We start from the raw sequence: 12940 nt of genomic DNA, 5'->3' as shown, positions 1-12940 counted from the left end.
GGGAGTGAGTCCTGAGTCGCGCTTCGAGATTCGTCACGCGGCAACGGATTCCGCGACCTTGCGTTGCGGCTGGCCGGGCCGATCGTCGCGCGAGCCGGCGCGGCTCAGAAACGCAAACGACGCCAACGCCGATAGCAGCGTAATCACGATCAGCACGTGCAGCAGCCGCGTGAACGCCTGTGTGTAGCTGAGCGCCAGCTCGTGCCGGCTGATCTGCGGCAAGCTCGCGGCGGCCTGCGCGAGATCGCCGGTTGTCAACCGCTGCGCCGCTTCGGCGATCTGCGCCGCCAGCGCCGGCCCGTTCTGCGGAAGCTGCGCGACGGCTTGCGCGAGGCTCGTCTGCGCGAGCCCGGCGAGCATCGCGGTGACGATGGCGAGCGCGATGCCCTCGCCCGCCACGCGCGTCGTGCTGAAAATGCCCGAGGCCATGCCGGCCCGCTCCTTCGGCACGACGCTCACCGACAGCCCGTCCATCAAACCCCAGGGCATGCCCGCGCCGACGCCGATCACGAGCATCGGCCCGATCACCGACGCGCGCGACGCGCTCATGTCGACCCGGCTCAGCCAGTAAAGTCCCAGCGCCGCGATCAGAAAGCCGATGCCCGACAACACGCCCGCCGACGCCCAGCGCGTCAGCGAAGCGACCAGCATCGGCACGACGAGCATCGGCGCCGACAGCGCGATCATCAGCAGACCGGCATCCATCTCACCGAGACCTTCCGCGCCGACGAAGCGCAACGGCAGCATCACGATGAGCACGATGTAGCAGTAGCAGGTGCCGATCGGCAGCATCTGCACGCCGACGAAACGCGGGTAGCGGAACAGGCTCAGCGTCAGCATGGGATGCGCGACGCGCGTTTCGACCATCACGAACACCATCAGCAGAAGCGCGGACGCGGCGAGCATGCCGGCCACCGTCGGACTCGCCCAGCCGTCCTGCGGCGCCTGGATCACCGCGAACGTGAACAGCGCGAGCATGCCGGTGAAGCTGAGTGTGCCCGGCCAGTCGAGGCCGCTCGCGTCCGGATCACGTGTCTCGCGCATGCGCGGCACGCCGAAGCCGAACGCGAGCGCGCCGATGGCGGCGATCGCGAAGAAGATCGCGCGCCAGCCGGATTGCGCGATCAGCGCACCGGCCATTAGCGGACCGAACGCGAGGCCGATGCCGAAGCTCGTGCCGAGCATGCTGAACGCTCGGGTGCGCGCGTGGCCGTCGAATTCCTGCGCGAGTGCGGCCGTGCCGCTCGCCAGCGACGCGGCCGCGGCGACGCCCTGCAGTGCGCGCAATCCATCAAGCCAGCCGACCGACGGCGCGCAACCCAGCGCCAGCGATGTCGCGATGAAACCGCCGAGGCCCCATATAAAAAGCCGCTTGCGGCCGAACTGATCGGCGAGCGCGCCGGCCGCCATCAACAGGCTGCCGAAGCTCAGCATGAACGCGTTGGTGATCCAGGTCAGCGCGCTCGCACTGCCGCCCAGGTCGCGGCCGATCGCGGGCGTCGCGACCGCGCCGCCCGAGAAAGCGAGCGGCAGTACCAGCGCGGCCAGACAGACGGCCGCGAGGATCAACGGCTTGCTGCGTTGCGTATCGTGTGGGATTGCTGTTTTCATCGATTCGCCCTTGCGTGTGGGTCCGGCCATCGTCGGGTGGCCGCGCAGCGAAACGCGGCGTGCCGGACTCGCGATGTGAAGTACTCAAGGGCGCCATTCTGTTGGCCGAGACGCCGCGGATAAAGAGCGTGCGTGTCGTGACTGAGCGGCATGAAACGCGGCAATCGCCGACTATCCCCCCTACTCCCGCCGCTCATCGGAGCACGGGCGGCAACGAGGTAGCGGCCAATGTGGACGAAACGCACGCCGATTAGTCTCATGCGGGCGACGCACTATTTCCCGCAGACGAATTTATTCCGCCGGGTCCCGCGTTCATACTTCAGGTTGATTTTTGCCGCGCCGCGCATCGCCGCCCGACGCGCGCGCACCCTCGTCACAGGACCCACGGATGCTGAACCGCAACGCCATCTGCTCTGGCGCCTACCTCGAAAGTTTCGATTCATTGCCCAGCGAGCTGCTGTGGACCCAGGCGCAAATCGACGCGTCGCTCGCGCAGACTTTGCGGCAGCGTCCGCACGACGGCAACGTCTGAGTCTTCGCGTATGGCTCGCTGCTGTGGAATCCGATCTCCGAGTTCGACAGCCGCCGCATCGCGACGCTGCATGGCTGGCATCGCAGCTTCTGCATCCGGATGATCGCCGGGCGCGGCACGCCGGAACAGCCCGGGCGCATGCTCTCGCTCGAAGCGGGCGGCAGCACGCAAGGCGTCGCGTTGCGCCTCGACGGTGCGACGCTCGAAGAGGAGCTGCGGATTCTGTGGATCCGCGAGATGGTGACGGGCGCCTATCGGCCGACGTGGGCCGCCGTCACGCTCGACGACGGCACGCAGATCGCCGCGATCGCTTTCGTTGCGGAGCTCGATGGTCCGCAATACGAAAGCGATGCGCGCGCGTCGGCGATCGCGCCTTCGATGGCCGTGGCATCGGGCCTGTTCGGCACGAACGCCGAGTACGTGTTCAAGCTTCACCGCGCGTTGGCGGATTGCGGCCTGAACGATCCGTATATCGACGAGCTCGCGGACAAGCTGATGCGTCTCGGCAGCCGGCCCGCGTGAGTCGTCAGAAGCGCAAGCCGTTCAGAAACTGGAACCATAGACCGCTCAGGCTACCGGCCGGATGCGCGTCGGTCGCGGGTTCTTCGCGCTCTGAGCGCGTGGCGTGGTTGGCCTGGTTAGCGTGATCGGGGTGACCGTTACGCTGGCCGCGCGCCTTCTGAGCGGTGGCCTCTTTGTTCGAGCCAGCGCCAGCGTCGGCGTAGGCCGGCGACTCCGCAGCCGCTTCAGCTTTAGCTTCACCAGCGTCAGCGCCAGTCGCATCCGCCTTCGCGGCCTCACGGCGCGATGCCTGCAACGCCGCCACGCTGTCCGCGATCTGCGCGGCTCGCCGTGGTTCGCATTGGCGCCCGAGCAGCACGCCGAATAACACATCGCGATTGTGGCCGTCATCGGCGAAGCGGATCGCCACCGACACCATCTCCGCGTACGCGGCTTCGTCGGCTGCGCGCGCCGCCGCCTCGCGCCTGGCCTGCGCCTGCTGCTGACGCGCGCGCTGCGCTTCCCAACCGCGCATCTGCTCCGCGTACACCGCGTCGTACACCTTGCGCTGCCCGGCATCGGACAGGATCGCGTAGGCGTCCTTGATCTCCTGGAACGCGGCGCGCGCCACTTCTTCGGCGCCGCTGTTGCGGTCCGGGTGCCATTTCATCGCGGCCTTGCGATACGCGCGCTTGATTTCGTCGTCGGTGGCGTGCGCATGCACACCGAGCGTGTCATAAAGGGTTGTCATTGCTTGCTCGACCTCGCCGGGAATCATCGCGGACCATCGTAGCATGCGGAAAACGGCGCAATCGTGAAGCGGCCCGCGCGGGCGCGCAGCACGACGCGAAAAATCTCGACACGAAAAAAATGCCTCGCCACTGGTGTGGCGAGGCCGAGTCCCATGTCAAGGAGTGTCATGGAGGAGACGATTCGATCATAGCCGTGCGTCGCCGCGGACCCAAACAATGGTTCGCCATATGCTTATCTGACGGGGCTTCACGTGCAATGCAACGCGAACGCGACCCGCGCCGGTTATATCGTTAGAACAAAAAGTCGCTTAGCCTCGCGGGCCGCGGTCATTAAGATGACACTTCAAAGTCCGGTTCGCCCCGGCCCGTCTGCGCGCAGCCCCGCGCCAGCGCGCTGTGAGCCGCTACCGAAGGAGCATTTCGTTGACCCGATTCGATCATCATCGCCGGCCGCTCGTCATCGGCATCGGCGGCACGACACGCGCCGCATCGTCGACCGAACGCGCGCTCGGCTTCGCGCTGCGCGGCGCCGAAGCCGCGGGCGCGAACACCCGCCTGTTCGGCGGCACGTTCCTGCATAGCCTGCCCCACTACGCACCCGAACAACCGAACCGCACGCCCGAGCAGCTCGAACTGATCGAAGCCGTGCGCCACGCGGACGCGCTGATCATCGCGACGCCCGGCTATCACGGCGGCGTGTCCGGTCTCGTGAAGAACGCGCTCGACACGCTCGAAGAGTTGCGCGCCGACGAGCGCCCGTATCTCGATGGCCGCGCGGTCGGCTGCATCGTCACCGCGTATGGCTGGCAGGCCGCAGGTTCTGTGCTGACATCGCTGCGCTCGATCGTCCACGCGTTGCGCGGCTGGCCCACGCCGTTCGGCGCGGGCATCAACACGCTGGAGACGCGCTTCGATTCCGTCGACACCTGCTCCGATGCGAAGGTCGTCGACCAGCTCGCCACCGTCGGCCAGCAGGCCGCGCAATTCGCGCTCGCGTTCAATGCGCATCGCGCTTCGGCTTCGGCCTCGTTGCCGTCCGGCAACTCGCACAACGAAGCACCGCCCGCGCGCCTGCTGCACGCGGTCTGACGCTACCCTGATTCGCCTTGCGCACGATGCCGTGGCGCCGCTCTCGCGGCCCACGGCATCGGCGCTTGCGCGAACCGTGCGGCACATAACAGACGCTCGCGCTACCACGCTGATAGTGTGATCGAACACAGCGATATGATCCGATCCGGGCTCCTGAAGACCGTTCCCGAACCCCGCTGATTTACTAACGACGAAAGATTGGTTCACCCGCTGCGCAGCGCGCCCTACGCTTGACCCTGCTCGCCGATCGAACGAACCCGTGGCGAGACGAGTTGCGTCCTACGCACTGGCTACCTTGCAACGCACGCGGGCACACCGACAAGTCGATATCATGAATTCACACATTCGCTACAAGGGTTACGAGGTCGCTCCGGCCGCGCAGCTTCTGCCCAATGGGCTGTTCGCCGCCAACCTGACCATCGAGAAAACCTCCGCCAGCAACGGCAAAGCGTATTCGTTCGACGCGCTCGATTACTTCTTCGACGAAGAACATGCGCTTGCCTATGCGTTCCGCTGGGGACGTATGTGGATCGACAATCATCAGTGAAGATTTGCGCGGCGAGCGCCGCGGTCCGCACGATCGTGGCCGTAGCGATGAACGCGCCGCGATGCGGGCGGCACCGCACATCGGATCGGTAGCCCGTTCACACGCACTCATGCGCCGACGCGTTGCATCGCCCGGCATCGGCTATCAAACGGTTGTGCCAGAATAGGCGGCACCACGAATTCGCCTGCTACGCGCCTGCCATGCCCGATACGCCAACCGCTGTCGACGAATACCGCTGCTCACGCCTGACAGCGGCGCGCGACGCTCGCGCGAGTGAAGCTCGCTGCAAACGTGCGCGGCGCGGCTTTACCCGCGCAGTCGCTTGCCCGACCTCCCTCTCCCCAATGAATTCACCGTGATCGCGAGCCCGGCATTGCCGGCGCGTCGCGCGCCGCTTCGTTTCACCCTCGCTTCACGCCCGCATCGCACTCGCGCCCGCAACGCGCCCAACGCCAAGGAGACGCGGCCATGACATGGACCGTCGATGAACAACTCGCGCTGACCGCCACGCAAGCGGTCGCCGCCATCCAGTCCGGCCGCCTCAAGGCCACCGCCTACATCGCCACGTTGCTCGCGCGCGCGGGCGCGTTGTCGAGCCTGAATGCGCTCACCACGCTCGACCTCGACGGCGCGCTCGCCGCCGCGCAGCGCATCGACGCGTTGCCGGCCACGGCGAAAGCGCAATTGCCGCTCGCCGGCTTGCCGATCGTCGTCAAGGACAACATCAATACGGCGGGCCTGCAGACGTCGGCAGGCACGCCCGCGCTCGCAGGCTTCGTGCCGAAGCACAACGCGCCATCGCTGCAAAGGCTGATCGACGCCGGCGCGATCGTGCTCGGCAAGGCCAACATGCACGAGCTGGCGTTCGGCATCACGAGCACGAACCTCGCGCCCCACGCCGGACCGGTGCGCAATCCGTACGATCCTTCGCTGATTCCCGGCGGCTCGTCGGGCGGCACCGCCGTGGCGATCGCCGCGCGCATCGCGCCCGCGGGTCTGGGTACCGACACTGGCGGCTCGACCCGCATTCCCGCTGCGTTGACGGGCACGGCGGGCTTTCGTCCGTCGGTCGGCAACGGCGGCGCCGAGCGGCGCTATCACGATTCCGAAGCGGTCGTGCCGATCAGCCATACGCGCGACACCGTCGGACCGATGGCGCGCACCGTCGCCGACCTTGCGCTGCTCGACGGCGTGATCACCGGCGACGGCACGCTGCCCGCGCTCGCGCTAAACGGCTTGCGCATCGGCCTGCCCGCGCCGCTGTGGGAAGGACTCGAGCGCCAGGTGGAAGACGTGGCGCGCGCCGCGTTGAGCCAGCTCGAAGCGGCGGGCGTCGTGTTCGTGCCGGTCGCGATGAGCGAACTGGAGCAGTTGAACGCAATGGTCGGCGGTCCGGTTGCGGTTCACGAAGCGCTCGACGACGTGCGCGCCTGGCTCGTCGCCAACGAGGCGCCGGTCAGGACCGTCGCCGACCTCGCCGCGCGCATCGCGAGCCCGGACGTACGCGCGATCTACGACAGCGTGCTCGCGGATGCGCTCGGCGCCCACTACGCGGCGGCGCTGAATAACTGGCGGCCGCGCTTGCAGCAGCACATGGCGGCGACGTTCGCCGGCGAGCGTCTCGACGCGTTGCTGTTTCCGACCACGCGTCTGGCCGCGGTGCCGATCGACGATCTGAGCGGTTCGTCGACGGTGTCCATCGACGGCGGGCCATCGATCGACACGATGGAGGCGTTTCTGCGCAACACCGATCCGGCCAGCACGTCGGGCATACCCGGGCTGTCGCTGCCTGGCGGGATGAGCGCGAGCGGTTTGCCGGTCGGGCTGGAACTGGACGGGCCGCTCGGCGACGACCGGCGCCTGCTCGCGATCGGCGTCGCGTTCGAGCAGGTGCTCGGAGCGTTGCCGGCGCCCGTGCTTTGACGCGGGTTGTGACGCCAGCTTTGATGCCGGGCGCTCTCCCGTTCCCGCCCTTCGATACCGATAGCCGCTCCTTAAAAAACGTCAACCCAAGTGCCGATGACAACATCAACACCGACACCCGTACCCATACCCTCACCCGCCCACCCGCAACGAACTCGCGTGCGCCGCGCCACCAGACTCGCCGTCGCCTTCACGATCGCCTGCACCGTCAGCGCGTGCGCGCGTCTCGCCACGGTCGATTCGAACGCACTGTGGAAGATCGTCGACATTCGCTGCGTGCCGTCGCAGCAGGCCACCGGCACGCCGGGCCAATGCACGACCGTCAATCTCGGCAAACGTTACGTTATCCTGAAGGATATCGTCGGCCGCTCGCAGCATCTGCTGATTCCGACCGACCGCATCACCGGCATCGAAAGCCCGCTGATCCTTGCGCCACACGCGCAGGACTACTGGGTCGACGCGTGGGACGCACGGCGCTATGTCGAAGGCTCGGTCAAGCGCACGTTGCCTGACGATCAGCTCGGCCTCGAAATCAACTCGCAATATCGCCGCTCACAGAACCAGTTGCATATCCATATCGATTGCATGCGCCGCGAGGTCAGCCTCGCATTGGCGCGTCATGCGAACGACACGCCCGGCGAATGGCGCTGGGAGACGATCGACGGCAGGCGCTACCGGATCATGCGCGTGACGTCACTCGACGAAGCCAGCAATCCTTTCCGCATCGTCGCGCGCGACAATGAAGACGCCGAAGCCATGGCGGCGCAGACCATCCTCGTCACGGGCGCGGGGCCGTCCGCCGACACCGACGGCTGGCTGATCCTGAACAGCGGCATTGACGTCGATAACGGCAGCGGCTCGGCCGAAGGTCTGATGGATCACGCGTGCCGCGTCGCCGACGCCCCCTGAACGCCTGAGAACGCGCCACCGCAACGGCTCGCCGCCTATGCACGATTGAGCAGATAGATTGCTCGATAAATTGGTTCTGGCGGCGCGTCAGGGTCCGTAGGATCGGTCTGTCCTGCCTGATGACCGATCCCGCCCATGGCGATTTACCTCGACGACGCGCAACGCAATTCCCTCGCCCGACTGGCAAAAAGCTGGACATGGCGCACGCAATGGCCGACATGGGCGCTAATCGTTGCGATCTACGGTGGATGGTTCGGCGTGGCCACGCATGCGCGCGACCTCGGCGTGCCGCTGAGCGCCGCGCTGCTGGCGGTATTCAGCGCGTGGTACATGTCGTTGCAGCACGAGTTGCTGCACGGTCATCCGACCCGCTCGCCGTTCGTCAACGCAATGCTGGGCTTCGCGCCGCTCGCGGTGTGGTTTCCCTATCGCATCTATCGCGACTCGCATCTTCAGCATCACGACGATCCCCATCTGACGCATCCGGATCGCGATCCCGAGAGCTACTTCGTCAGCGCACGCGTGTGGCAACGTGCGGGGTCGGCGATTCGCGCGCTGCTCGCTTTCCGTAATACGTTTATCGGCCGGCTGCTGGTCGGGCCGGCGTTCGCGATCGCCGCGACCGGCGCAGAAGCGCTCGCGAGGATCAGACGCGGCGACTGGCGCGACGTGCCCACGTGGCTCGCGCACTTCGCGGCGCTCGCCGCGCTGACCGCGTGGTTGCAGCAGGCCTGCGGGATACCGGCGTGGGTGTTCATCGTCGGCGTGGGGTATGGCGCGCTGTCACTCGGTTCGATCCGCTCGTTTCACGAGCATCGCGCGGCGCACGAGCATGCGCATCGGACGGTCATCAATGAAGCGGGATGGGGCTGGCGGTTGCTGTTTCTGAACAACAACTATCATCTGGTGCATCATGACTTGCCGCATGTGCCGTGGTTTGCGCTTCGTGGGGTTTATCAGGCGTCCCGCCAGCAATACCTGCAGCGCTCCGGAGCATTTCTGGTAAACGGTTACAGCGAATGGTTGAAACGTTACGCGCTTGCTCCTGTTGCTCACCCGGTTCATCGGGATCTATCCGGTGCGAGCTGGAGTCTTCCGGCTGCTACCGGCAGTCTTGCGGATAAGCTGCGCGCAAATTTCATGGTGGTGGTCCATCGAGAAGAACTCCATGAAACTCACTCATCCGCTCCTCCTGAACGCCAAACCGCAAGACAAGCCCTATAAGCTCCGTGATTGCGACTCGATGTACCTATAGGTCTTGGTAGCGGGTTCGAAGGCACGGAAATTTGACTACCGGCTTGATAGCACGGTAATAGAGCGCTTTAGTTTTCTTCATCGCTTCATGTTACGCGACCGCCCCACCAACGTGACAACACCCTTTCGACATCGGCGACCGGCTGGCGAAAGTCGCAGTCTTCTGCACCGCCTATCCAATTGCGTCTTTAATGCACGTCAATGAAGGCGGTGACGTCAGCCAGAACCGGTGAGACCGTATTCTGCGCCGCAGAAAACGACCTGATCATCGTATCGTGGCCATAACCCGGATATTTTTTCAGTTCGACGGCGCTGCGATGCGCGCGCAGCGCGTCTGCGAAACGATCGCTGTTAAGCGGATCGACATCAGTATCCGCCGTGCCGACGGCGAGCAATATCGGCGGCTCGTTTCCCGTGACGCACGAGATGGGCAGCGCCCGCTGGCGCAGGGATGCCGGAAAGATCTCGTCCATGTGAGGGTCGCTCGTCGGAATAGTGGCGTATGGACCCGCGAGTCCGATCATCCCGGCGAGCGAGGTATTCGATATGCCCTGCGCGGCCAGATAGCGCGGATCGGTCGCGAGCATCGCCGCCATATGCGCGCCGGAGGAATGTCCCATCAAGAAGATGCGTCCGCTGTCGCCGCCGAATTCGCGCACATGATCGCGCGTCCAGCGCACGACGGCAGCGGGGTCGTCGAGAAAGCCAGGGAAGACGGTCTCCGGAAAGATGCGGTAGTCCGCTGCGATCGTCACGATGCCTCGCGTGGCAAGCGCTTGCGCGACTCCTCGCGACTCCGAGCGATGACCACTTTGCCAGCCTCCGCCGTAGAAATACACGACGACGGGGTGGTTCATGCCGGTGCGGGACTCGGGCGCATATACATCTAGCCGCTGACGCGGCCCCTTGCCATAGGCGATGCCATCGGGGCGCGCTCGAAACGCGATGACGCCGGCTGCACATGCGACCAGTGACAGTGAAATGAACCTTCGTCTTGCTATTGCACGCACGTTGCTATCGACCTGCGATTGTTATTGAAAACGACGGCTGTCACGTGATGGATCGACGGGTTGTGCCGCGATAAGGGCGACGAGCCGAAAGAACATTCGCGGCAAAATGTATTAGCCGAGACTTGACCTGCCGGACCTCGACGGACGTTTCCCGTTTCGCGTTGATGGTCAGCATCGCCGCCTGATTTTTCTCGAAGTAGCGCGCGATACGAGTACTTCCACTGCCAGTGCACCTTGACGTAGCTCTCATCCATCCTCCAGCTTCTATCCGCTGGACATCGGTGCATGCGAAAGCCTTTTCGAACAACGGTAAGAATTTGATCACTCAGTGATGCATGCTCGAATGGTCAACATCAAAATGCCGCTCGGCCGTCTTCCTCGTATCACGCTTCACTTTGGAAAATGTCGGTTTGGATTCTACTCGCGGGCCTTCTGCGCGGAACAACCGAGCTGCGTCGTCTCAGTTTCCTGTTGACGCTGCTCCACTTGATCGCCGTTCGAATGTTAGCGCCATTCCATGCGGTGGCCCTATATCTCCGCTATAGATTAACAATCGTTGACAGTGCCGTCGCCCACTTGTTGATAATTTTTGTCGATTGAGTATCGCGATTACAAAATGGATTCAACTTACGATTCTGTTCCCGGAGATAGAACTGGATCAGAACCTGAATAAAGCCGACGTTCGAATGTCGACAGCCGAAAGAGTAAGCAACGAACTTCTACGGCTCATCTCTTACTGCGATACGGCCGACTTGAGTAGTTTGCCGCACCGAAGGTGCGTACATGAGACCGTAGAGTACTTCAACGAGTGATCTTCCCCACGCCAGGGTTCGTAGGATAGGTGCTGGCTCGTTATCCAAAATAACGTGAGTGGCATGAAAAGCACTGCGGCATGTCGCGGCAATAGATACCGTGAGTGTCGGTATGGAGCATTCCCGGACTGCCTGGAGACAACGGCTCGTGCAGCCATTGTGCGCTGCTGCACGAGCCAATGTGGTGAGCGGTTTCCGCAACGCTCCGTCGCAGCGACCGCGCAAGGTCTGCAAAACGGCCGCACATGACGCGAAGATTTTGTGAGCAAGTAGGACCTGGTGTGGAAGCAAGCGACATATCAACGGTTCAACGGGTGGCGAGCCGAACGAACACGCCCGGAGATCGTATAGCTCAGCAAAACGGCAGCCAACTATGGCGCAACAAATTGTCGCCACCATCCCTACCTCCTTGGTTTAGCAAGCCTAAAGACAGCAACCGCGATTTTGAACGCAGGAGATGTTATGCCAATCGTCCCGTCGAAAACAGGCGCTTTGAAAACACTACAGGCCGGTCGCGGAGTGGCTGCTTTGCTGGTTGTCCTGTTTCATTTGAACGGAGCCGTGTTCGGCAGGCCCAAATATCTTCCGCAAAAATTCTGGCAAGGATTCTCGTTTGGCCACGCCGGCGTCGCTTATTTTTTTGTTCTGAGTGGCTTCATCATCTTTTACATCCACGCAAGTGATGTCGGTGTGCCGCACCGGTTGACAGACTTTGTCCGGAAGAGGTTTATACGAATTTACCCCGTCTACTGGATCGTGCTAGCGCTAACCTTGCCCGTCTATCTGCTTGCGCCTTCGCTCGGGACAGGGAACGAATTACATTGGCCCAATCTTCTGACGGACATCGGCTTACTACCGACAAAGTACATGCCATCGTTGATTGTCGCATGGACGTTAAAGCATGAAGTTCTGTTTTATATAGTTTTCGCCTTGATGGTGTTGAGCCGCCCATTGGGTATGCTGGTCGCGGCCATTGGTCTTATGGGGAGTCTGTGCTTCCTGAGCGGTATAGTTCCTTACACGCTGGAGAACGGGGCATCCGAAGCGCCTTTCCTGTCGATGGTATTTAGCCCGCTTCATGTTCTTTTTCTGATCGGCGGCCTAAGCGCCTGGGTCGTACAGAAATATACTGTGTCGCTACCTGCTTTTTGGGCGGCCGCTGGCAGCATTCTGTTTGTCGGCATCGGGATGTACGAATGTTACCCGATGGGTGGGCATGAAACGCCGGTGCTGAATACTCTCTACGGTGTCGCCAGTGCATTCGCGATTGTCGGGTTCATCGAATTGGAGCGATCCCGCCGCCTTGTTGTGCCAAATATCCTGTGCCTGGTTGGCGATGCATCGTATGCCATCTATCTGGTTCATTTTCCCTTGCTATCGTTGGGAGCAAAGATCCTGTTTGCGGCCCATGTCCCCTCTATTGCTCCGAAAAGCCTGATTTTTTCCGGGTTATTCTGCGTTGCCGTTTGCGCCGGCATCATCTTCCATTTGGCTGTGGAGAAGCCTTTGCTGAGAAAAGTTAAGGTAATCAAGTCTTCAGGATGGGGATTTTTCCCGCCAAGGGTCGCGGCGTGGTTCAGAGCGTGGCGTTAAGTGGTCAAGCCTGAATAATCCCGCGCGCGTTGTGTAAGGTTCGAAGGTGAAATGGAGTTTCTGATGTAATGGGCGACTCCCGCGACTCGAGTGAGATGTGTATGCGGTGCAACGAGCGTCGCTCCGTACCCCGACACAGCGGTTCGCGGTTTTCTCATCACAAATGAATGGCCGACGACATATCGCCAGGTCGAGAACACCGGCCTCCGGCCAGAGGGAGCCCATCGAGCGCCCGTTGCGGCGCGTCGGCCTGATTGCTAGAGTCGGCGGCGGGGAATACGTTCACATCCGGGAGGAAAGTGAACCGTTTGAAACTGCCGCTCAACGCTGAGTGCTATTTCGTCGGTACCCGTTGTGCGATCCGGCGCGCAGCTCTTAGCGCTCGCGCCCCGCCGCACAGGTCGACA

At 63.1% G+C, this 12940-nt stretch carries 11 protein-coding genes and 1 pseudogene; 8 read left to right on the top strand and 4 right to left on the bottom strand.

Going from position 1 to position 12940, the window contains the following annotated elements; genetic code table 11:
- Nucleotides 1-33: 33 nt before the first annotated feature.
- The gene (locus BGI01S_RS10480; RefSeq protein WP_042325916.1) at nucleotides 34-1611 is read right to left on the bottom strand and encodes an MFS transporter; all 1578 of its coding nucleotides are present in this window, start codon (nucleotides 1609-1611) and stop codon (nucleotides 34-36) included.
- A gap of 388 nt (nucleotides 1612-1999) precedes the next feature.
- On the opposite strand from BGI01S_RS10480, the gene BGI01S_RS31040 reads away from it, so the two are divergent.
- Both BGI01S_RS31040 and BGI01S_RS10475 read left to right on the top strand, forming a co-directional pair.
- On the top strand, nucleotides 2000-2143 hold the full coding sequence (locus tag BGI01S_RS31040; protein ID WP_232624410.1) for a hypothetical protein: 144 nt from the start codon (nucleotides 2000-2002) through the stop codon (nucleotides 2141-2143).
- An 18-nt stretch (nucleotides 2144-2161) separates the two neighbouring features.
- Nucleotides 2162-2665, top strand: a complete 504-nt coding sequence (locus BGI01S_RS10475) for a gamma-glutamylcyclotransferase (RefSeq protein WP_409372079.1) — start codon at nucleotides 2162-2164, stop codon at nucleotides 2663-2665.
- A gap of 4 nt (nucleotides 2666-2669) precedes the next feature.
- Here BGI01S_RS10475 and BGI01S_RS10470 read toward each other — a convergent pair whose 3' ends face one another.
- A complete protein-coding gene (locus BGI01S_RS10470; protein ID WP_042325914.1) occupies nucleotides 2670-3395 on the bottom strand; it encodes a J domain-containing protein in 726 nt (241 codons plus the stop codon).
- Between the two features lie 424 nt (nucleotides 3396-3819).
- Between BGI01S_RS10470 and BGI01S_RS10465 the strand changes: the two genes are divergently transcribed.
- The 5 genes from BGI01S_RS10465 (at nucleotide 3820) to BGI01S_RS10445 (ending at nucleotide 9088) form a co-directional block, all read left to right on the top strand.
- Nucleotides 3820-4485, top strand: coding sequence for an NADPH-dependent FMN reductase (locus BGI01S_RS10465; protein WP_042325019.1), 666 nt, complete (start codon nucleotides 3820-3822; stop codon nucleotides 4483-4485).
- A gap of 331 nt (nucleotides 4486-4816) precedes the next feature.
- Nucleotides 4817-5032 (top strand): hypothetical protein, encoded by a 216-nt coding sequence (locus tag BGI01S_RS10460; RefSeq protein WP_042325018.1) that lies wholly within the window; start codon nucleotides 4817-4819, stop codon nucleotides 5030-5032.
- A gap of 468 nt (nucleotides 5033-5500) precedes the next feature.
- Nucleotides 5501-6955 (top strand): indoleacetamide hydrolase, encoded by a 1455-nt coding sequence (gene iaaH, locus BGI01S_RS10455; RefSeq protein WP_042325016.1) that lies wholly within the window; start codon nucleotides 5501-5503, stop codon nucleotides 6953-6955.
- A gap of 96 nt (nucleotides 6956-7051) precedes the next feature.
- Nucleotides 7052-7864 carry a CDP-diacylglycerol diphosphatase gene (locus BGI01S_RS10450; protein WP_084585327.1) on the top strand — a complete coding sequence of 271 codons (813 nt, stop codon included), beginning with the start codon at nucleotides 7052-7054 and terminating at the stop codon, nucleotides 7862-7864.
- Nucleotides 7865-7999: 135 nt separating this feature from the next.
- Nucleotides 8000-9088: a fatty acid desaturase gene (locus BGI01S_RS10445; RefSeq protein ID WP_042325012.1), complete on the top strand. Its 1089-nt coding sequence runs from the start codon at nucleotides 8000-8002 to the stop codon at nucleotides 9086-9088.
- 218 nt (nucleotides 9089-9306) lie between these two features.
- On the opposite strand, the gene BGI01S_RS10440 is transcribed toward BGI01S_RS10445, so the two are convergent.
- A complete protein-coding gene (locus BGI01S_RS10440) occupies nucleotides 9307-10128 on the bottom strand; it encodes an alpha/beta hydrolase (protein WP_255219734.1) in 822 nt (273 codons plus the stop codon).
- A 167-nt stretch (nucleotides 10129-10295) separates the two neighbouring features.
- Nucleotides 10296-10498 (bottom strand): annotated as a pseudogene (locus BGI01S_RS30755) (IS6 family transposase); the annotation flags it as partial.
- Between the two features lie 904 nt (nucleotides 10499-11402).
- Here BGI01S_RS30755 and BGI01S_RS10430 point away from each other — a divergent pair.
- Complete coding sequence (locus tag BGI01S_RS10430) at nucleotides 11403-12533, top strand: acyltransferase family protein (RefSeq protein ID WP_052400447.1); 1131 nt, start codon at nucleotides 11403-11405, stop codon at nucleotides 12531-12533.
- The last annotated feature ends 407 nt before the right edge of the window (nucleotides 12534-12940 follow it).

Source organism: Paraburkholderia ginsengisoli NBRC 100965, assembly GCF_000739735.1.
In the GTDB taxonomy this organism is placed as follows: Bacteria; Pseudomonadota; Gammaproteobacteria; order Burkholderiales; family Burkholderiaceae; genus Paraburkholderia; species Paraburkholderia ginsengisoli.
Note: the sequence above shows the minus strand (reverse complement) of the source record. Positions and strands in the feature narration are given on the sequence as shown.